Origin of the sequence: Planktothricoides raciborskii GIHE-MW2 (genome assembly GCF_040564635.1) — a bacterium.
Taxonomy (GTDB): domain Bacteria; phylum Cyanobacteriota; class Cyanobacteriia; order Cyanobacteriales; family Laspinemataceae; genus Planktothricoides; species Planktothricoides raciborskii.
Map to the genome: position 1 here is coordinate 6413773 of NZ_CP159837.1, position 21570 is coordinate 6435342.

General features: G+C 41.8%; 20 protein-coding genes. 6 read left to right on the forward strand and 14 right to left on the reverse strand.

The window, feature by feature from the left end; translation table 11 throughout:
* Nucleotides 1-225 precede the first annotated feature (225 nt).
* The 4 genes from ABWT76_RS27375 to gmd all read right to left on the reverse strand — a co-directional run bounded on the left by ABWT76_RS27375 (nt 226) and on the right by gmd (nt 3809).
* The gene (locus ABWT76_RS27375) at nt 226-708 is read right to left on the reverse strand and encodes a hypothetical protein (protein WP_054466685.1); all 483 of its coding nucleotides are present in this window, start codon (nt 706-708) and stop codon (nt 226-228) included.
* A 92-nt stretch (nt 709-800) separates the two neighbouring features.
* Nucleotides 801-1364 (reverse strand): hypothetical protein, encoded by a 564-nt coding sequence (locus ABWT76_RS27380; protein WP_190879456.1) that lies wholly within the window; start codon nt 1362-1364, stop codon nt 801-803.
* Nucleotides 1365-1646: 282 nt separating this feature from the next.
* A complete protein-coding gene (locus tag ABWT76_RS27385) occupies nt 1647-2594 on the reverse strand; it encodes a GDP-L-fucose synthase (protein WP_054466687.1) in 948 nt (315 codons plus the stop codon).
* Between the two features lie 144 nt (nt 2595-2738).
* Nucleotides 2739-3809 carry a GDP-mannose 4,6-dehydratase gene (gene gmd / locus ABWT76_RS27390; protein ID WP_054466688.1) on the reverse strand — a complete coding sequence of 357 codons (1071 nt, stop codon included), beginning with the start codon at nt 3807-3809 and terminating at the stop codon, nt 2739-2741.
* 382 nt (nt 3810-4191) lie between these two features.
* Here gmd and ABWT76_RS27395 point away from each other — a divergent pair, with 382 nt between their 5' ends.
* Nucleotides 4192-4323 (forward strand): hypothetical protein, encoded by a 132-nt coding sequence (locus ABWT76_RS27395; RefSeq protein WP_255353198.1) that lies wholly within the window; start codon nt 4192-4194, stop codon nt 4321-4323.
* Here the strand turns inward: ABWT76_RS27395 and ABWT76_RS27400 are convergent.
* Together ABWT76_RS27400 and ABWT76_RS27405 are read right to left on the reverse strand one after the other, a co-directional pair.
* Nucleotides 4320-5021 carry a sugar transferase gene (locus ABWT76_RS27400; protein ID WP_054466689.1) on the reverse strand — a complete coding sequence of 234 codons (702 nt, stop codon included), beginning with the start codon at nt 5019-5021 and terminating at the stop codon, nt 4320-4322. The two genes, ABWT76_RS27395 and ABWT76_RS27400, sit on opposite strands and share 4 nt — an antisense overlap.
* A gap of 281 nt (nt 5022-5302) precedes the next feature.
* Nucleotides 5303-6475, reverse strand: coding sequence for a glycosyltransferase (locus ABWT76_RS27405; protein ID WP_354635254.1), 1173 nt, complete (start codon nt 6473-6475; stop codon nt 5303-5305).
* Nucleotides 6476-6733: 258 nt separating this feature from the next.
* On the opposite strand from ABWT76_RS27405, the gene ABWT76_RS27410 reads away from it, so the two are divergent.
* Nucleotides 6734-7660 carry a TIGR01777 family oxidoreductase gene (locus ABWT76_RS27410; protein ID WP_054466691.1) on the forward strand — a complete coding sequence of 309 codons (927 nt, stop codon included), beginning with the start codon at nt 6734-6736 and terminating at the stop codon, nt 7658-7660.
* Between the two features lie 124 nt (nt 7661-7784).
* On the opposite strand, the gene ABWT76_RS27415 is transcribed toward ABWT76_RS27410, so the two are convergent.
* The 7 genes from ABWT76_RS27415 to ABWT76_RS27445 form a co-directional block, all read right to left on the reverse strand.
* Complete coding sequence (locus tag ABWT76_RS27415) at nt 7785-7979, reverse strand: hypothetical protein (RefSeq protein ID WP_054466692.1); 195 nt, start codon at nt 7977-7979, stop codon at nt 7785-7787.
* Between the two features lie 810 nt (nt 7980-8789).
* Nucleotides 8790-9356, reverse strand: a complete 567-nt coding sequence (locus ABWT76_RS27420; protein WP_054466693.1) for an HD domain-containing protein — start codon at nt 9354-9356, stop codon at nt 8790-8792.
* A 35-nt stretch (nt 9357-9391) separates the two neighbouring features.
* A complete protein-coding gene (locus tag ABWT76_RS27425; RefSeq protein WP_354635255.1) occupies nt 9392-10732 on the reverse strand; it encodes an STM4012 family radical SAM protein in 1341 nt (446 codons plus the stop codon).
* Nucleotides 10733-10957: 225 nt separating this feature from the next.
* The gene (locus ABWT76_RS27430; protein ID WP_156331771.1) at nt 10958-11599 is read right to left on the reverse strand and encodes a hypothetical protein; all 642 of its coding nucleotides are present in this window, start codon (nt 11597-11599) and stop codon (nt 10958-10960) included.
* A 226-nt stretch (nt 11600-11825) separates the two neighbouring features.
* On the reverse strand, nt 11826-12647 hold the full coding sequence (locus ABWT76_RS27435; protein ID WP_354635256.1) for an STM4013/SEN3800 family hydrolase: 822 nt from the start codon (nt 12645-12647) through the stop codon (nt 11826-11828).
* Nucleotides 12648-12660: 13 nt separating this feature from the next.
* Nucleotides 12661-13971: an STM4014 family protein gene (locus tag ABWT76_RS27440; RefSeq protein ID WP_354635257.1), complete on the reverse strand. Its 1311-nt coding sequence runs from the start codon at nt 13969-13971 to the stop codon at nt 12661-12663.
* A 465-nt stretch (nt 13972-14436) separates the two neighbouring features.
* Complete coding sequence (locus tag ABWT76_RS27445; protein ID WP_354635258.1) at nt 14437-15396, reverse strand: STM4015 family protein; 960 nt, start codon at nt 15394-15396, stop codon at nt 14437-14439.
* 1259 nt (nt 15397-16655) lie between these two features.
* Here ABWT76_RS27445 and ABWT76_RS27450 point away from each other — a divergent pair.
* A complete protein-coding gene (locus tag ABWT76_RS27450; protein ID WP_190879460.1) occupies nt 16656-17501 on the forward strand; it encodes a DUF928 domain-containing protein in 846 nt (281 codons plus the stop codon).
* 890 nt (nt 17502-18391) lie between these two features.
* Nucleotides 18392-18553, forward strand: coding sequence for a DUF928 domain-containing protein (locus tag ABWT76_RS27455; RefSeq protein ID WP_082348879.1), 162 nt, complete (start codon nt 18392-18394; stop codon nt 18551-18553).
* Nucleotides 18554-18732: 179 nt separating this feature from the next.
* Here ABWT76_RS27455 and ABWT76_RS27460 read toward each other — a convergent pair whose 3' ends face one another.
* Nucleotides 18733-18897 carry a hypothetical protein gene (locus ABWT76_RS27460; protein WP_156331772.1) on the reverse strand — a complete coding sequence of 55 codons (165 nt, stop codon included), beginning with the start codon at nt 18895-18897 and terminating at the stop codon, nt 18733-18735.
* Between the two features lie 209 nt (nt 18898-19106).
* On the opposite strand from ABWT76_RS27460, the gene ABWT76_RS27465 reads away from it, so the two are divergent.
* Both ABWT76_RS27465 and ABWT76_RS27470 read left to right on the forward strand, forming a co-directional pair.
* A complete protein-coding gene (locus ABWT76_RS27465; RefSeq protein ID WP_354635259.1) occupies nt 19107-19964 on the forward strand; it encodes a DUF928 domain-containing protein in 858 nt (285 codons plus the stop codon).
* A 755-nt stretch (nt 19965-20719) separates the two neighbouring features.
* Complete coding sequence (locus tag ABWT76_RS27470) at nt 20720-21550, forward strand: DUF928 domain-containing protein (protein WP_054466701.1); 831 nt, start codon at nt 20720-20722, stop codon at nt 21548-21550.
* Nucleotides 21551-21570: the final 20 nt, after the last annotated feature.

Below are 21570 nucleotides of genomic sequence, written 5' to 3' on the forward strand. Positions count from 1 at the left end.
ACTGCCGCAAATGCTGAAATTGAAATTCCCGGCCAATACGCTTATGAATTTTCTGCTGTGCCTACAACAATTTCCTTTGGGCAAGCAACTCGACACCTGATTCACGCGCAGAAGCTTTGATTATTGAGAATTTTGAGATCCACGCCCCAAAGCAATCGAGGGTTCTGACCCGCTTACCCCAGAGGCGATCGGTGCAGCCGCCGCATCGCATACTCATACCGGCGTTCAAATTTCTGGGAATATTTCTGGAAGTGCTGGGAATATTACTGGGATAGCTGCGATCGCGAATGGGGGCACAGGGTCTAGTACCGTATCAGCGGCAAGAACTAATCTACAAGTAGGAATGTCCGATATTCCATACACTTTTAGTGAAGGATAGAGTTTATATAGTACATTTAAAATAACTAAATTCTCAAATTTAGTTATTATTATAGGGACTTCGACGATTGATTCAAGTGATTCAAGACTGCTGTCAATATTTAATCCAGTATTTAATCCGGTTAAATCGGTTAACAGTAATTCGGGTGGGTCACTGGGGTTTCCCGTCCAACTGCAAAGGCGAAAATCTTTGGGGGCAGTAGCGGTGGCTGCGTCGGGAAGACCCGCTATGATTAGGTATTGGTTGTTAGTATTGCGATCGATACTGCGAATTCCCCTTCCCCCTAAATCTAATTCTATTGGTGTGCCGATATTTGCGTTTGTTGCCACACCTGTTACTAAGTCGGTAAATTTATAATATTGGTTGCAATTAAGGCTTTTTGGCGAGTGGAGTTAGGTAGGTTTGGTGTAGGAAAAGCAATCTATCCGGTAGTGCCGTTTGGGGCAATGGTTAATCCTTCAATATTAAATCCGCTACCATCACTTGTTTCCGGTATTTTATTAATAGCAGCACTGGCGGTAAAATTGCAACCATTGGCATCTCCCCAAGCGATTAAATCATTTCTTAAATTATCATATCGACCAACATAATTTATGATGGTATTTGTGCCAGTGGCCGAAATATCGGTCGCGAATAGGCGATCGCGGTTGGGTTGAGAACTGCCACTGCTAGAATTACTGTGGGAACCTAACCAGTAAATTCGGTTGCCAATTTTGGTGGAAGCTTTGATATCGACTTCTCTAGGAACACCAGCGGAAATATCCGTTAAACCGAGGGAAGAGGTAAAGTCAAAACTGTTGAGAGGTAAACCGGAATTGTGGCGATCGTACAAGCGGATTTTTCGCTCGCGATCCTCAGCAACTAACATATAATTAGCGCCAATTGCGACTGCCGTACTCGCATCACTAGCACCCGTGAAACACCGCGTATTTGTCGGATTCATCGAAGCAGCAGAAGCGGCATATTTAATTAGGAGTTTCCGCATCTGCAACCGTAAAATCAATCCCTAAACTGGGTAGTAAAATGGTTGCCTAAATACTTTGGGTATATGATTGATTTGAGTGATCTATATATATGTCGGCAAATTTTTCCACTATAACCATATTTTTATTTTCCCGTAAAATTTTTAATTTGTCAATAGTTTTTAGCAATAATTTTGCAGTTTTTACCACAGAGACACAGAGAGACACAGACAGAGAAAACAAAAGAAACCCGGTATCTCCAAGACAAGAAACCGGGTTTCTTGGAGAAACCCGGTTTCTGAAACTCACAAATCCGTGTGTTGTCGATACCAATCTATCGTATTTTTTAGACCTTGTTTAAAGTCCACTTCAGCGGTAAACCCAAAGGCTTGTTTGGCTTTTTCTGTATCTAAGCAACGGCGGGGTTGACCATTGGGTTTGTCCGTTTCCCACACAAGTTCCCCTTGAAATTCCATTAATTCGCAGATTAATTCAATTAAATCCCGAATTTTAATTTCATATCCGGTGCCTAAATTAACCGGATCGGTTTCATTATAATGTTGGGTGGCTAAGACAATGCCTCGCGCTGCATCAGTGGAATAAAGAAACTCACGACTAGGGCTACCATCCCCCCAAACATAGAGTTGTTTCTCGCCTTTAACTTGGGCTTCATGGACTTTTCTAACTAGGGCTGGAATCACATGAGAACTGTTGGGGTTAAAGTTATCTTCTGGGCCATATAAATTGACCGGCAGCAAGAAAATCCCATTAAACCCGTATTGTTGTCGGTAGGATTGGAGTTGCACTAATAAGGCTTTTTTGGCTATTCCATAAGGGGCATTGGTTTTTTCGGGATAGCCATTCCAGAGGTCTTCTTCTTTGAAGGGAACTGGGGTAAATTTTGGATAGGCACAGATAGTCCCAACACAGACAAATTTTTCGATTCCTGCTTGATAGGCAGAGTGAATTAGTTGTACGCCCATCATTAAGTTATCGTAGAATAATTCCCCCGGTTTTTCCCGATTTAAACCAATACCACCGACGTGGGCTGCGAGGTGAATAATAATATCTTGGTTTTGGACAACTTGCTGGCAAGCTGCCATTGTCCGCAGGTCATAATCACGCGATCGCGGCACCGTAATTTTATCGGCATTTGCCCCCGCTTTGAGCAATTGATCGATCACTTGGCGACCTAAAAAACCCGCCCCACCTGTCACCAAAATGCGTTTTTCTGACAAATCTAAACTTGGCATTTGTTACCCCTCAAAATCAAAAAAATTAAGCCGTAGGGTGAGCATTCTCGGAAGGAGAGAGGAGAGAGGAAAGAGGAGAGAGGAAAGAGGAAAGAGTATCTTTTCTCTGCCCCACCAGACCTCTGCCCCTTCCGAAATTAATCATTAGTCTACGGTGTTGCCACTATCTTGACGAATAAAGGCATGGTCATCAATGGACTGACCTTTGGGAGAAGATAATCCGATCGCCTCTAAATCAGCTTCCACCATCAGAATCACCAATTCTTCAAAAGTAACCGAAGGTTGCCAGCCTAACTTTTGCCGTGCTTTCGTAGAATCCCCAATTAAAATATCCACCTCTGCCGGTCGGAGATAGCGCGGATCAAATTCCACATAATCATGCCAATCTAAATTGACATAATTAAACGCAATATCCAGAAACTCGCGAATCGAGTGAGTTTCATTCGTGGAAAGCACATAATCATCCGGTTCATCTTGCTGCAACATCAACCACATTCCCCGGACATAATCTTTAGCATAGCCCCAGTCCCGCTTAGAATCCAGGTTGCCCAAGTAGAGTTTTTTCTGTTTTCCTGCTAAAATTCGGGCAAGGGCGCGAGTAATTTTACGAGTAACAAAAGTCTCTCCACGACGTGGGGATTCGTGGTTGAACAGGATCCCATTGCAAGCAAATAAGCCATAGGACTCGCGATAGTTAACGGTTTGCCAGTGAGCATAAACCTTGGCGCAAGCGTAGGGACTGCGGGGGTAAAAGGGGGTGGTTTCTTTCTGAGGAATTTCTTGGACTTTGCCAAACATTTCCGAGGAACCCGCTTGATAGAAGCGCACTTGAATGCCGGTGCGTTGTTGATAGTCCCGGATGGCTTCTAATAGCCGCAAGGTGCCCATCCCTACGGCATCAACGGTGTATTCCGGGGTGTCAAAGCTGACTCGGACGTGGGATTGAGCGCCGAGGTTGTAAATTTCTACGGGTTTGATTTCTTCTAAGATTCGCCGCAGGGTGACACCATCGGTTAAATCGCCGTAGTGTAGAAATAATTTGGCTCTTTCGTTGTGGGGGTCTTCGTAGATATGGTCAATGCGATCGGTGTTAAAGGTGGATGTCCGGCGGATGATGCCGTGGACTTCATACCCTTGCTCTAACAGCAACTCACTTAAGTATGAACCATCTTGTCCGGTAATGCCGGTGATCAGTGCGCGTTTATTTTCAGTCATGCAAAGTCGTTCCTTAATCGTTTCTTTTAATTTAGCTAAAGCGATCGCAGTTAGTGGGTTTTAAGCGCTCGAAAACTGCGAAAACTAATTTTTTTTCAGAGAATTTCCTCTAGTAACTTAGAAAATTCACCGATTAATTTTTTCAGCTTAACCTAAAATAATTCGGTCAATGTTTAAATTTATTTGTTATTTTTTGTTGATTGTAGGTTGTTGATTGTAGGTTGTAGGTTGTTGATTGTTGATTTGCTATTTGTAAAAGGTTAACCGTTGACCCCTGAGAAACCGGGGGCTGACTTTTGACCGTTGCAAGGGCGAAGCATATCACCAAGGGCATGGGGAAAGCTTACCGCGCAGATATTTTAACTCTTAAATCAGGGCGCAAATGCTTCGCCCCTACATTCTCCCTACTCCTGCACTCTTGCGCCAGAAACCCCCGGCAACAAAAGTTCAGAAAGCTACTAAAAAGCGATCGCCCTCTAGTCATCCTAAAAGGCGATCGCGACTGGCATTCTAATAAGCACCGTTGTTCTTAGGAAACAGAACGACTTTAATTGTTTTGAACACAATCCACAAATCCATCCAAAAGTTATGGAAATTTACATAATAAACATCCATCTGAACTCGTTTTGGATACGGGATATCATTCCGGCCCGAAACTTGCCATAACCCAGTAATTCCTGGTTTTATCGTTAACACTTTGTCGATGGAATGGCCATATCTGGGCAATTCTTCCACCACCAGAGGCCGAGGCCCAACCACGCTCATGTCTCCTTTTAACACATTCCAAAATTGAGGAAACTCATCCAAGCTAGTAATCCGTAAAAAATGACCAATCTTGGTAATTCTGGGGTCTTGTTTTAATTTGAAATTATCCTCAAACTCAGAACGGATTTCTGGATTTTCCATTAATTCATCCAGGATTTCATCGGCATTTTCCACCATCGTTCTAAATTTAAAACAGCGAAATTTTTTATAGTTGATGCCGACTCGTTCCTGAACGTAAAACACCGATCCAGGAGAACTGAAGAGAATCAGCAGAACCAAAATCAGGTAAACGGGTGAAAACAAAATCAAGACGGACAAAGAGAAAACGACATCAAACAGTCGTTTCAAGAAAACTCGGTTAACTTTGGGGAGAGGGAAAGCCCTGATGCTGCGCTGGGCAACGGCACGCAGAACTTTGCCGGAAATTAGCTGGCTATTAGCAGTCATTGTACTCCTTCACTCACTTCACACCACACACATATAGTCCCGATCATAAAGCCTTCAGACGCTTCCCTGAGAAAATAGGGTTCCAAAGTCCCAAGATAACGGAAGACGCAGCAATTCTAAAGGAATTCTGACAAGACCGAAGCTTGAGGAATTAAGAAACTATGAAAATTGCTTAATTGTATATTGATTATTTTCAATTACTGAGGTTGAATTGAAAATTTCTTGCTCTTCTTGACCCTCCTCTAGCAAAGGGAGCTAGTAGGGTGGGCAAAATTTGCCCACTAGCAAAAGGAGTCCCTGTCGATCTGATGGTAGCCACGGAGGTTAAATTGCTCAAGACATTGCTGGACAAAGCTTTGATAGCGTTCTTGAAAGATGTTCGGGGCAAATTTTAAGGCGTGCGATCGCACCGTCGCGGCGTCAAACTGACTCTGATAGGTTTCAAAAGTCTGGACTGCCTCAATTAAAGCCGCTTCCGTCTGGGATGAAAACAGCAAACCCGTTCCCGTCTGGGGATGCTGCCGAATATCTTGCACGGTTTCTAAAGCCCCTCCTGCCCCATAAGCAATTACCGGAGTCCCGCAAGCTTGTGCCTCCACCAGGGCAATGCCAAAATCCTCACAAGCGCTATAGACAAAAGCTTTTGCCGCTGCCATAAGTTCCTCAACCACAGAGTTGGGCTGAGATCCGAGGATTTGCACATTCGGTTGAGCGATCGCACGGAGTTGTTCTAACTCTGGTCCAGTACCAATTACCATCAGTGGTTTGCCCATCAGGTTAAAAGCATTGACAATTAAAGATACTTTTTTGTAGCTTACCAACCGGGAAACCGTCAGATAAAAATCTTCTTTTTGCTCCCGCAACCCAAATCGCTCAATATTCACCGGGGGATAAATCACCTCAGCCTGCCGACGGTAACATCGCCAGATCCGACGGGCAGTGTGTTGCGAGTTGGCAATAAAATAATCAACCCGATTGGCGGAAATCGTATCCCACTGGCGCAGACGGTGCAACAAATACCGAGTCAGGTATCCCGGTAAACCTTGCCCTGCCCGACTGCCTTCCAAATAATCAAAAGTTAAATCCCAGGCATAGCGCATGGGGGTATGACAGTAGCAGATATGCAACTGATTGGGGGTGGTGAGTACCCCTTTCGCTACCGCATGGGATGATGAAAGGATCACATCATATTTCCGTAAATCTATTTGTTCGATCGCCAGGGGTAACAAGGGCAGATATTTTTGCACCCCAGACCGCGCCAACGGGAATTTTTGTAAAAAAGTCGTGCCAATTTGTCGCTGATATAAATAACTTTGGGGATTAGTGGACTCAAAATCAATCAACGCATAGATATCTGCATCAATATTTTGGAGAATTTCTTTAACAACAAGTTCACTGCCCCCAGTGGCTTCCGGGGTTAACCATTCGTGGACTAGGGCATAAGTTTTCACCATAGATTCAAGCTCAAGATATCTCCAAGGTTTTTTCAGATCCACTAGGTTCCACTGCGAGAGTGGATCGGGATAAACTGAGTATAAATTCTCACTTGGCGTCAGATTTTACAAGATTTTATCTTAACTGAAATTAACCAAATTTTTTATTTGTTGTTGGTTATTTGTTATTAGTTGTTGGTTATTCGTTGTTGGTTATTTTAGGAATCTCAGAAAGGTTTTAGGATAGTTAGGGTGAAATGATGTTTGAGAAGAAATCACATGAAAGTAGCCATCACTGGTGCCACAGGTTTTGTGGGAACTCGTTTAGTTGAAAAGTTACATGGTCAGGGCGATCGCCTTGTGGTGTTGACCCGGAACCGCGATCGCGCTTTGCGGGTATTTCCCTCGAAAAATTTTCCCAATGTCGAATTTGTCACCTATACACCGCAACAGTCTGGAGAGTGGCAAGGGGCGATCGCTGGTTGTGATGCGGTGGTGAATTTAGCCGGGGCAGCTATTGCCGAAGAACGCTGGACCGCGCAACGGAAGCAAGAAATTTTAAATAGTCGTAAATTGGGGACGCAAAAAATTGTCGAGGCGATCGCCAAAGCGAGTCCTCAGCCCAAAGTTTTGGTGAATGCATCGGCGATCGGGTACTACGGCACCAGCGAAACCGCCACCTTTGATGAAACCAGTAATCCGGGCAATGATTTTCTCGCTCAAGTTTGTCAAGACTGGGAAAATGAAGCGCAAAAAGTGAAAGAAACGGGTACTCGACTGGTAATTATTCGCACCGGAATTGTCTTAGGGATGGGGGGAGCCCTGGCGAAAATGCTCACCCCTTTTCAGTTATTTGCTGGCGGGCCGATTGGCAGTGGTCGCCAGTGGTTTTCTTGGATTCATCGAGATGATTTAGTCAGCTTAATTATGGCTAGTCTGCAACGGTCTGATTTAGCAGGAGTTTACAATGGCACCGCACCCAATCCCGTGCGGATGAATGAACTTTGTCAAGGGTTGGGTCAAGTCATGCATCGTCCTTCTTGGTTGCCAGTTCCCGACTTCGCTTTACAACTGCTTTTAGGGGATGGGGCTAAAGTGGTTTTAGAAGGTCAAAAGGTTTTACCTCAACGCACTTTGGCTTCGGGCTTTGAATACCAATATCCCGGTTTAAAATCAGCCCTTGAGGAAATTTTAAGTTCTCGTTAATCGGCGACGCGATCGCGATTAATGAGGATCTGAAAAAAGGATATGGCTGCACCTGAAACCAGGACAGCCTCCCAATTTTTAATCTTCAGAAGCAATGATTAACTTTCGCTACATTGTTTCTTGTTTACGACTCAGCAGTTTTTTGATGTCGTTGCAGGTCGTCAGGATCTACATAATGGCAAACTGCATCATCGACGCAAATTAAAGCCCAACCAGACTTGTCAATTCCCATTAGTTTATAGGCCGCTTGGTGAATAAAAAATCCTTTGTGATTACGGGTTTGGGGTTTGACATTTACATTTACATTGTCATTAGACATAGTGGCAAAGCTCCTTGGGATAAATAACTGGGAGTCAAAATGACTGTTTAATCAAAATTAAGCGATATTCGCCTTTAGGTGACAATTTGTTACACAATTTTTCTCAAACTTGCCACATTTCCCTAAAAAATTGAGAATTGGGTAGAGGTTTGAGATGCTAGATCGGTGACATATTCACGCATCTCTGATGAAAAGAGCGCAAATCCAACAATTTTGCTGGTTTGCTGATAGTGGGTGACGATTCCTCTGCAATATCAGAGATTGATGACAACCCAGAGTGAAAAAAACTCTGATAAGTCTTATTACTTAATTACTTTTACCGAAAAGGAAAAATTTGGACTTATCTTAGTCTAATATCAATCTATCAAACAGTGTGTTCGCATTATACCATATAATTTTTGATTTTTTCTCTTTATTTTCACGGTTTTTTGTAAATTTATGTGAATATTTTTTTACCTATTTGAGCATTTATACAGATTTTTATTTGAGTCAATTCAGCGAAATAAGTACAAATATCTATTAAGTTTCAAACGTCTAAGTAAATTTGACTAAAATATTTACTTTAATCGTTGATTGTCTGATTTGATGATTTTAAGTATAGATCGCTATGGCTGCAAAAAGCGATCGCCAAGAAACTTATTTACTTTTTTTCTTCCGACTATCATTACTTTTGGCTTTTTTATTGTTTGTTGTTTATATGTAATATGTTTTATCTGAGGTTTCTAGACCCTAGACCCGAAACCCAGCCAGATGTAGGTATAACCCCCAGTCCCGGTTCCCTCTTTCCTGTCAGGGTTTCATCGTCAAAGGTCAACTACCAATGCCAATAAAGCGATCGTATTCGGTGATTTTTTGCCAAAGTCTTTGGGCTAATTTATCACTGCCTGCTTTTAACTCTTGATAAATTAATATGGCTTCCTGTTTATAGGCGATTTTTTTCTCATTTGACCAATAGTAAGGAGGATGATACAGGTTAGTAATGCGATCGGCTAGTTTTACCATCCAAATTTCTTTCGGCTGTTGCTTAATTCTAGATAAGCTATCTTTTATTTGAGCTTCTTTTGTGGGTAAATCTTTATTTTTGGTTAAGGCCATTACCCCATCAGCGATCGCCGTTCCAAACTCTTTTTGCACATCCTCATACTGATATTTGGTATCTTCAATAATATCATGGAGAAGGGCACATTGTACCGCTAAATCTGCATCATAATCTGGGGACGCATCCAACCCCCAAATCACTTCCATAACCACACTACCAATATGGTTAATGTAGTCAATTTTTATCCCCGCTTCAGACCCGCCATAGGTTTGGCCATGATGGGCTATCGTGGCAAAGTTCCAGGCTTTTTTAAATATTTCTGGCGACCATTGATTCATAGGAAAAATTTGATATTTTATCGGATTAAACAATTTTATTTTAACTCATATTCTTGCATTAGGTGACGCACGCGATCGGAAAATAACCAATAACCAATGGTATCCGATCGCTCAATTCCCTGTTCCGTTAAGCAAAACCGCTGATTTTCCAGAATTGCCAGATTCAGGGTTAATAATTCGGTCAGTTCTGGCAATTCCGCAAAAATATCCGTATTAAAACGATGATGATAGTGATTTAAGTCGATTCCTTCTTGGGAAAGTAAGGATAATAAAACATGACGACGGCGACGTTCTTCCTGATCCAATTTAAAGCCATAGTGGATATAATTAAAAGCTGTGTCTGAAGTTTGAATAAACTTATTTAAAATATGATTTACTTCTAAGTTACTGACGGCATATTCCCCAGAATAATGATAAGTATCTGTATAAGACCTAGCCCCACAACCGAGTCCAATCATGCCATCGTTTTGGCAGCAGTAAACTGGGGTATCGCTGGCAGTTAAAGATGCTTTGGCAAACATTCTTAGGGAAACTTGGGTATAACCTTGGGAAAGTAAAAGCGATCGCGCTTCTCGATAGCAATTTAAGCGAATATCGTCCCATTCTTGTGGAGTTTTGCCCAGTCCAGTCAGGGGACGCACATATAAAGGATAGAGATAAATTTCTTGGGGCTGAAACTGTAAGGCTTCTTGCAGCGATCGCAGCCAATTAGCCACGGTTTGCCCCGGTAGACCATACATTAAATCAATATTAATCGTGGGAAAATTTGCCTCAGCCATTAAGTTTAATGCCGCTTTAACCTGGGTCACGTCTTGACGCCGTTGAACGGCTAAAACTTCCGCATCAATAAAACTTTGGATGCCAATACTTAACCGGGTAATGCCGCGATCACGCAACAATTTTAAGTTATCGCGATCGACTGTTTCCGGGGAAACTTCTACGGAAATGGGAATATCTAATAACCGCGCCCCCATAGTCTTTTCCGCAATATTTAAAATCGCCTCAATTTGGGGCAAAGGCAACTGAGTTGGTGTGCCACCCCCTAACGCAAATCGGGCAAAAGTTGCCTCTCCCAAGGCTTTTTTAACCTGAATCGCTTGTCGTTGCACTGTTTGGACATATTCCTCAAATAGTGTTTGATTATTTTTCACGGTGGTAAATAAATTACAGAAACCGCAGCGCATTTCACAAAAGGGAATATGAATATATAAAAAGAGAGACTGCTTATCTTCGGTTGCCCAAACTTCCTCTAAGGGAACGGGAGGCGCGATCGGACGATAGGATGTTTTATGGGGATAAGAATAAACATAAGCTTGATAAGGGGAATCGGCCAATAATTGCGCCAATTTTGGGCGTTTTTTTTCTGTTTTATTCATATAATTTGTTAATGGTTGGTGGTTGGTGGTTGATGGTTGTTTGTTGGTGGTTGTTTGTTGGTGGTTGTTCGTTGTTCGTTGTTCGTTGTTCGTTGGTGGGTAGGGATTCTTTCGTTGGTGGTTGGTGGTTGATGAAAAAACAACAAACAACAATCAACAATCAACAAACAACAATCAACAAACAACAATCAACAACCAACAAACAACAACCAACAAACAACAATATTATTCTTTTCGCCCTTGACTGCCAAATTCGCGACCTCTAACATTTTCGATCGCCGCTAAAGCTGCCTGAGAACCAGCCATAATATCTTGTTCTTCCCCACCGAGGTAAAGACGACCAAAGCTGCCCACCGCTTGCACTTGGAGGATATTAATCAGCGCCGATTTTTCTGCTTGGTTGGCTGCCAATGCCGCATAAGCAGCGGGTTCCACTTCTAAGACATAGAGGGTTTGACCGCCTAAAATTAGCTGTCCCCGTCGGTTGCGGTTGATTAGTTGGGCTTGATGAGGGTCGATATTGCGGATAATTTGACTAGAAATGATGCGCGGTTTGAGGCGATCGCTTTCTTGAACTCCGAGGGCTTCTAAAATTGCTTGACCGGCAATGCGGGTTTCCCCTTGAGAACTGGAATGAATTTCTAGCAGTCCATAAAGTCGTTCGACAAATTGGACTGCCGGACGGACTCTAGCCGCTTTCAAAGCAACATCAGTAATCCGATTAATTTCAATTCCTGGGGAAATTTCAATCCACAAGGATGTATCCCCTGGCAAGGGCAAAAAGCCCAGGGACACCGTACCAATATAAGCCGCGTGTTGAGGTTGCAGGTTATCTAAATAGACATAACTGCGAAGTTCTACACCCAAGATAATTTCTCCGTAGATTTGTGCAGTTTCTTTACTTTACAGCGTTTTTCCGATTAAATGTAGGGGCAAAGCATTTCGGTAAGAAATTTCTGCTTTAACAGCAATAACATATATACCGAAATGCTTCGCCCTGACTTTACAGGGTTTTCAGATTTAACAGCCATAAAATATATACCGAAATGCTTTGCCCTCACCCAAGAAAAGCGGTTCAGCCCATAGAAGATTGCTATAAGATAAATTCAGCATAAGGAACCGTCCAAACCACTGGGTGACTGAGACGATGACCGATATAACCATTTTCTCCATAAGCGGTGCCATGATCGGAGCAAATAATACAGAAAGTGGGGGCGCGATCGCGTATTATGTGCCATAATTTGCCTAGCTGACTATCCACATATTCTAAAGCAGCCCCATGAGAAGCCAGACTATCAGCGATAGCGCATCCGCGCCGCTTCGCGAACGCCCCGGACAAATAAAAATAATTTGGTTGATGCAATGCCGAAATATTGATAAATAAAAATAGCCGCTGTTCCGGGGGCATTTTCCCCACCAATTCTGCCACCAAATTAACTTGATTAGCCGTAGAATTTCGGTCAGTAACCCCTAACTCTGGACTCCAGTAACTTTCCGTAAAAAAACTCGGTAAAACTTGACTCAACGGCGTCAATTTATTAAAAAATACCACCCCTCCAATACAAACTGTATGATATCCTTTTGCGGCCAAACCTGTAACAATATCTGCCCGGTCTAAAACACAAGTTTTCTCGGTGATGCTGTTACTTCCGGCAAACTCCACCGCAAACAACCGAGGATGAATTCCTGGAGTAATTGGGGTGGGCAAAAAACCCGCAAAAAATGCGTGATGGGCTGCATAAGTAAAATTTCCCGGAGAGTGGCGACATTCCCATCCAGTTTTGGGTAAAACTTGGGCTAAATTTGGCGTTTTTCCCTGGAGAAATAAATCTTGCGCCACATCATACCGCAGAGTATCTAAGGTCATCAATAAAATATCGTGGCTGCCCACAATTTGATTCATATTATAATTCATATTATAATTCATATCATGCATCAGCGGTTAACCTTAAAATTGCTTTGACTTCACTGGTATAAGTATCGAGATTATTCCAAGTAATCCCTGGTAATAAATCCCCAAAAGCGTTAATTTCTAAAATAGCATGACGGCGAAAATCAGGATAAACCAGTAAATCAATCCCACAATATAAACTATTGGGAAATAACCGGGCAGCGGTTTCACAAGTTTGCCGCATTGCTTGCCAGTTTTCCACCCCAACTCGCTGCAAAAATTCCTCACTATTGCCGCGATCGCTTTTTAAATGTAAATTTGTCATCGGGCTTTTGCCTAACCGAACTACTAAATGCTGGGCTTCTCCTGAAATTACCACAACTCGCAAATCAAATGGACGATGTTGCAGTTTAGCTTTCGGCAGCCATTCCTCTACTTGTACTCCTTCTTTACAGAGAATATTAATAATATCCGCAATCTTTTCTCGCTGAAAATAAGTGCTAATTTTCCGAGAATTATAGAGAATAGTTTCACCCTGGTGGCGGACTCGTTCTACCGTAGTAATTGCTGACTCACCTTTGGGGCTAACCCGATAAGCAACCACCCCCGAAGCACCGGATCCATGAGCTAATTTTACAAACACACGAGACAAATTTTGCTGTTGCATTTGTTCTCGTAAATGTTCATAACTAATAATCCCCGCTAAACACCGAGGTAAAGGAATAATAGACCGAGGGATAGTATGGTTAGTTTGGGGGATTTGCTCACGCGATCGCTTTGCTAATAATCCTGCCAAAGAATTAGAGTAAATTACATTATTATTGACAATCTCTAGCTGATTAAAAGAGTAATCTGTAAACCGCTGGTGACAAATTCGCTTATCAAACATCTGGATAATATCCGTTGGATGGTTGATAAAATAACCCAGATTATTGCCCGGTAAACCTTGATTAGGACTATCCTGATTTAAAATAACATTTGCCCATTGCTGCAATAAATTACACCAGCCTAAATACCATTGTCTCGGATAATAAATCCGACCCTTATCAAATTCTAAAGCTAAGGCATCAGCGGCAGTAATTTGCTGATGGGTTCCTGCCGGTTCAATATTAGCCCCGGCTGCGATAATAGCTTTTTCTACTAGAAAGTTTCTTTCTGGTGATTCAATGCGGATTATAGTCTGGGAGTCTATTATATCTGCAAGACTTTCTCGACCATAAATTAAGTCTAAGTAATCCAGCACTTTTGCTGAAGGCAAACCCCAGTAATTTAAGGCTTCTTGAAAAAGCCCAATTCGTCGATTTTCAGGATTGCCAATTATGATAAATTTTAAAAATTTCAATGGCATGAGATAAATAAGTTAACAAAATAAGGGCGAAGCATTCCGGTAAAAAATTTATGTTTGACTGCGAGAGATATCTGCCGGAAGCATTTTGCCAGAAAAAACAAGATAACAAAATAAGGGCAAAGCATTCCGGTAAAAGGTTTATGTTTTACTGCGATAAATAGCTGCCGGAAGGATTTGGCCATAAAAAATAAAATAACATAACATAAGTGCGAAGCATTCCGGTACAATATTTTTGTTTGACCGCGAGAAATAACTGCCGGAATTCTTCGCCCCTACAAACCTACAAACGAACAAACAAACCAACCAAAAAACCAATAAACCAATAAACCAAATAAGGGCGAAGCATTCCGGTAAAAGGTTTATGTTTTACTGCGATAAATAGCTGCCGGAATGCTTTGCCCCTACAAATAAATCAAATCAATAAACCAAGAAACCAATCAACAAATAAAATATAATCAGATCGAGTTACTCAGAAACGGAACAATAACGTTCATTCTCATCATATTCTTCTATATCTTTTTGGTTGTCCGCAATTAGATTAATTTTGAGGCTGGCTAACTTGGCGATATCCTCATCATTAAGATAATTTTCTGAAACATTCAAAGTATCGAGGTTTTTTATCGATGGAGAACTACAAAGAAACTCGGCACCTTTTGCCCCTAAAGTTCCCATCGATAAGTCTAGGGTTTTCAGTTGATGAATGATGCGCGATTCGCTAAAGCGATCCGCTTTGCGGAATCGCACCACAGCTTCGGCAATTTCATCGGTATATTGGGCATTTCTTAAGCCTAAATATTTTAACTTAGGATATAAGTTGCCTTCGAGGATTGGCTGCAAGTCCTCAACGGTAGAATCGCCACCATAGTAGTCACTACCCAACCATAGTTCTAAATGCTCTAAACTGGGTAACTGGAGTTGACAAATTTGCCCGATCGCCTCTCGACTTAGCCCCCCCGTTTCAATAATCAGGTATTTTAAATTATCATGCTGAACCGGGCTAAATTCTAACCCGCTACCGCCGCGAACTTGCAACCATTCTAAATTAGGATATGCGGATAAAACTGGACTAATATCACTTTGTACAATCCAAGAAATTTCATATTCCTCTGACAATATATCCCCTAAAAATATGGCTTTTAAATTCGGCAGTCGATCCGCCACAGCTACCAAAGCATTCACCACTTCGGATGAATTATCCCCTCCTTCGATTAAATCTTTCCAAACACCGATCACCAAAGCTTCTAATTTAACCGCCAGGGTGTCTTTGACCAGCAAAGCCAAAGATTCAGGGATATCATGGCTGTCATCATACTGATACCGGAGGGCGATCGCTGTCCCCAGGGCGGTGGTGATTCCCTGTTCCGAATCAAACTCTTCCACTGTGCGGGAAGCAAAGACACTGGCGTGCTGATAATAATAAGACATTTTTACCTATTTTTACCTTATGATCCGATCGCGGTTTAAGTCATCCCCATCTTACTGAAAATACTTTCATTTTTGCATCGAGGGACTCTCAGGCGGAACTTGGCGGAAATTTGTCCCCCAATCGCATTGGGAAATTTTTTTACCCTTGTCTTTTACTCTCGTCAGGTAAAAATATGGATAAAACTCGGATAAAACCCTTGGGATACTTAAGTATATTCGCTAACAGCCAAATCTTTATGGGGTAAAAGTGTTTACGCAATCCAACTGATGCCCATAAGTGTTGATGGAAATAACCAGGATCAATTCAACACTCATTACTGATTCAGCCTTTAAACGGCCATCTTCGTAAAAAGTCCCTACCTTGGCGATTCAGCCATTCACCTTGCCAATAAATCTTTTTAAGAAAAAATTAAAAAAAGCTAAAAAAACTGAGACAAGTTTTCGGGGCTTGTTAAGATTAAATCAAGATCGGCGATCGCGCTGTTGATGCTTAACGCTCCGCCAATGTTACTGAATGTAACCTAATGCCAAGGATTCTCAGCATTCTGCCGCCACTTGCTCTACTTGCGGAGACCCCAAGCCTGTCCCCGCGAGGGGAACCGCAGTGGCTCGCTGATGTTTGACATAGATTTTTCATCTAAATTTGGTTGAACCTTGTCAAATCTTTTATCAGTGAATCAGTCAAGGAATTATTAAGATAAAACCGAATCGTAGCTGTTGTTCAAGGGCTGGCACCCATGCTGATGAATCATCCCGTTTAATCACCATGAGAGTAAATAATCTAGGCAATTGACAATTTAGACAATTGACCCAGATTTCTACTCTCTAGAAACCACTCAGGTTGTACTTCATCGGAGTCAGTAAAGCGGTTGAAAGTGCTGGCCTCAAATATGCTGGGTTGCGCCTAATTAAGCTACTCTCAACATTAAAGTTCAAAATTAAAGTTAAAACCTCAAGAATGTAAATGGGTAGTTTCAGGTGAATCACCCACCAAAAGCAACGTTTATTCTAGCAACGTTTATTCTAACAAAGTTTATTCTCAGCCAGAGCGAGCGCAAAATCGTAGACAAATCCTGGTAATTTCCACCTCTTAATCTGGCGTAAGGGTTGAGAGTTTGGCCGAGAATTACCGACTATTACCGACTATTACCGACTATTAAGCTCAACCACTCCCAACTCAAAAAAACAGATCAAACAACTGATCTACGTCAGTAACCACTAAACTCTAGTTTACTCATTTTGGAGGTGCTGAACCATTCATGTTAAAACAGAAAGTCGCTCACAAAACAATCGCTCACAAAATTGTCACCCTATTAGGACTGATTACCTGGGGAATCATCATTGCTGACAGCCTATTCTTAGCAGGAAAAGCTCAATCAGAAAATCAACCGAATGCGATCGCCGAAGAAGCAAGCTATCAGTCCATTGAATCCGTCAATAATTTTGAACCCCCCGAACGAGGAGCACCCAGCAGAACTGCTGATGGTGGTTCTCGTGGCTGTGGGCAAATGACCTTACTAATTCCGGCGGATCAGGGGGCAACCACAATTTCTGAAAATCCCACCTTATTTTGGTATCTCAACCCCACCCCAGACGCTCCCACAAAATACCGACCAATCAATAAATTAGCGGTAGTTTTGATTAACGATCAAGAGGAAGAAGTTTATACAGAAATGATCGATGCGCCAAGTCAAGCCAGTATTATCAGCTTCCAATTACCAAAAAGTCAATCACCCGTGCTGGAAGCTGGCAAATGGTACAATATTTTCATCGGTGCTTACAACCAAGAAAATCCTAACATTTATGAACCTTGCAGCAGTTTATCCGCTTGGATAAAACGCCAAGTTTTGACAAATGAACAACAACAACAACTGAATATTGTCAGCAGCGATGAGGAGCGGTTGCAGTTTTATATCCAACATGAAATTTGGTATGATGCCTTGGCAACATTGGCAGAACTCATTGGTCAAAATCCTCATAATTCCACGCGAAATAATCAATGGATCCAAATGTTAGAATCTATAGAATTGGGTGGATTAGCGAATCAGCCCTTGCTGAAACCAACCCAAATCGTTAGTAATATAGATCAAACTTCTAATCCTTGATTTAACTTTTATCTTAAAACTTAGATATCTACCGTTCCAATCAGGGTGCATTCTAAACTAAATGTAATTGGGAATGCAATTGGGGCGGTTTTCTCTATGTGACATCACTGATTACGAAAGAAAGAATACCCGATCGCTCATCGCTAATTTATGTTAAAAATAATTCTCAAAGTTCCAATAAAATGGAGATTTTATATCCGTATATGTTTAATTATATTACTGCTTAAACCCCTGTTCAATATCTCCTTAACCCTAGGACAGGTAACGCCTAATACCCCCCAGGAAACCTCAGAAAATTTCCTGACCTAATCATTTAATTGGTATCAAAATGATACAAAAAATAGTGGCACAAACCAGAGAAAAGTTGATCTAAACAAATCTTTATCTTTTAATCCTCCAACTCTCGGCGATCTTCGCAGAACCGCTGATGCATGCCCTAGAGGTGAATGTCCGATACCTAAGAACAGAGCGTTTAACCCTGTTAATTACTAATACTAAAATGGTCAGCATTTCGGCATAAAAAATTAATGAATACCCGACTTTATTATGGTATTTACCTGAATATTCATTGCCAACAAAGTCGGCCCAATTTAAGGGATTAGTATTACGCTTGGAAAATCCATAAAGTAAAGAAATTTTTACAACAATACTAGATTCTGGTTCTAGTCAACTATCGGGATATTTCAATTATCAGAAAGCCAATTCAAGGAATTAAAACCTGGTGAATGGTACAAATTGACTTATTTATGTTTAGGGCTGATAGTTTTCAGGATGAAAACGATATTAAGAGGAATAATAAAAATTGTGATTTTGTAGAGGTTTATATTGGTCGTCGGCTTCTAAGTCCCCAGGAGCAAGAAGAACTATCTGCTGCCACAAATCTTGAATAACTGTGGAATTTTTATACCAAAGAAATTATTTGGTATGATGCTTTAGCGACTTTAGACCAAATGCGTCGGCAACATCCAGAGGATGAAAGGGTTGAGCGAAGATGGCAATCCTTCTTAGGCTTAATTGGACTGGGGAAGCTATCGGCATACCCGCCGATATAAATTAGAAAAATTGTTCTAGAGTTTTTCATTGCTTTAGTCTATTGAACGTTCTTCTAGGTTAATATTAGGTTGATAAATTGTTTTCAATCCGAGTAAAATTTTGCCGATACTCCAAGATGAATATATATATAGAGAAGATGGATAAATATGCTATAATTAGTGTGATAATCAGTCATAAACTATAAATTAGTCATACCGGATACAGAAAAAGCTACATATTTAGATTTAGCTTGAGATTTAGCTTGAGATTCAGCTTGCCATAATGTTTTATCGAGAGAAAATACATAGCATAAATCCACAGATGCTTTCAGGGTGTAGGCGATCGCCTGTTCAAGCCGATTCAAGGAGATTCAAGCCTATTCAAGGGGATTCAAGCCGATTCAAGCCGGTTCAAGGAAGTGCTAAGGCGATCGCCATTTTTTCCAGATGTCTAATCTTTAATAATGCTCGACCCAATAATGCTCGATTCAGCCATGAAGTATTTCTTAGAAATGAGTAAATTAAATCTATGCTAACCTTAAATTTTGGCAAAAAAAAATGTCTCACCCTTTCAATGATAATCTCTCTGCCTCTGTTGTTGCAGCCATTGTTTAATCTACCTGGCTCGTCAGCCCAGTCAAGCCCAGAGATAGCTGTAGAGTCTGAAAATAATTCATCAGCAAATCATGGATCGGATAAATCACGGTCAAATCGATTAAATTCACCGCCGAGTGTTCCTGAGAGTCCTAATCCAAGTAACGATACATTCTTTAATCCCCCGAACAAAGGTGCCCCCAAAAGAACGGCGGATGCGGGCGCCCGTGGGCCTTGCCTGGTTTATGGTCAAGCACAACCCGTCACGCTTTTAATTCCCAATTATCAGAGCAACGATCCGACTGTAACGATCGCCGCATCGACGGTTTCTGACTATCCGACTTTATTATGGTACGTTCCTCAAGTTCCAGGGCTAAAATACGTTGGATTAACTTTAATCGAAGAACAAACAGAAGAGATCATCTACCAAACAACCGTACCCGTTCCTCCAGAATCCGGGATTATGCGCTTCAAATTACCCAGCAGTGAACCGCCTTTAAAAGTAGGCCACTGGTACGAGTGGTTTTTATCCGTTTCTAGTTCTGAGAATTCCGAAGCAATCTTCAATTCAGCCTGTTATGCTAATGCTTATATTGGCCGCCTGCCTCTGAATAGTCGTCAGCAAGAAGAGTTGAGCAACGCGGCGAATAATCCGCAAGCCCTGTGGAACTTTTATACCAAAGAAGTCATTTGGTATGATGCCTTAGCCACTTTAGATCAAATGCGCCGTCAAAATCTGGAAAATGAGAAAATTAATCAAACATGGCAAGCGTTGTTAGCATTCAGTGGATTGGCTGATTTATCCGCCTATCCTCCAGTAGATATGACTCACCCATAATTGAGCCTTGATTTTGAGCTTAATTAGCGGATTAGCCAAGAAAAAAACTTTTCCTTAACTAAATGCTGATTTTTGCTGATTTTTGCTGATTTTTGCTGATTTTTGCTGATTTTTTGCTGATTTTTGGGGCGGCGGTAGATTGCTTATCTTTTTATGGTTTTAACCGGGGAAGCTAGACGGGAGGGCTTCTGGTGGGAGATGCCGTTGGGGATTCCTCCCCGCCTCACCATTGAAAATGCCTTAATTATAAATTCCTCAATTCTTTTAGTATCTTTCTTTAAAAAAATTTTTTTCGGTTCCGGTGGTCTTTAAACTTGGAGTTATTGCAGGCTATTTAAAAAAGTGATATAATAAATATTTAGAAATCAAACATGATTGGGGCTAGTTAATCTCAGTGAATTCTCAGAAATCCTGAAGATTAAAGTAAAAAACATTCCGTATTAATACGGAGTTTATAATTTTTTTGACCTCGATCGCTGCTAAACGGCTTCAAATCAGTTAAATCTTAACTCAGTGTTTATGTTGCCAGTTAACAAGATTGCCGAAAAAGCAATTTTTGAAGCGATTGAAATTTAATGCCTCTCAAGTCAGGGTGAATATCAGATTCACAGGGAGAAGTACTCACTTTTGTTGATTTCTAGCCTTTATATCTCTGTTTATCTTTCTGTTTATATGTTTGAACTTATTTGACAAGGGTGCTTGAGGACGTATTTTCAAGTTGAGATGGATTAATAGAATCAAGGAGTGATCCCACGATGTTACACAAAAAATCACTGCAAAAAGTTGCCAATATTTCTGCCGGTGTCTTGCTGGGTGTTTTAATGAGTCCGCGCTTCTTCTCCCCCACGCCAGTTTTGGCCCAATCCGCTTCTAGCTATCAAGATCCTGATGGATCCTGGCTGGTGAGTGAAAGCTTTAGTCCGCCGAGTCGAGGCGCCCCCGCAAGAGCGGCTGATGGCGGTTCCCGGGGCTGTGGTTGGGAACCTGGGCAAAAGTTACTGACGCCGATGATTCCCGGTGATTCTATGGCTTTCACGGTGTCTGAGTATCCCAGTTTCTTTTGGTATGTACCCACACCCAGCGCATTAGATCAGGGTTCGGCGCAAAAAGCCGCCTCGGTTAGATTTGTGCTGATTGATGATAACCAAAATATTGTGTATCAAAAAAAATTATCGGCTCCTTCATCAGGGATTATGAGTCATAAATTGTCCCCTGACGATGCGCCAGCTTTGGCCGAAAATAAACAGTATCGTTGGTTGGTGTCGATGGTTTGCGATAGCGAGGATCCGAGTGCAAATCCCTTAGTTGATGGGTGGGTGGAACGGATTCCCTTGAGTAAGGAACTGCAAGCCGAGTTAGATCGGGCAACGGAGAGCGATCGCCCCTCGATTTATGCCCGCGCCGGCATTTGGCATGAAGCTTTAACCAGTCTGGCTTACCTGCTTTACCAGCATCCTGATGATCCGGTGATTCTCTCACGGTGGAATGAATTTTTACGCTCAGTGAACTTGGGCGAATTCACTCAAGAACCCCTGATCTGGCCTGAAGTGATTGTTAAGCCACAGCCTGCCACGGAGATGAGTTAATCAAGTGAGTTAAACCGATG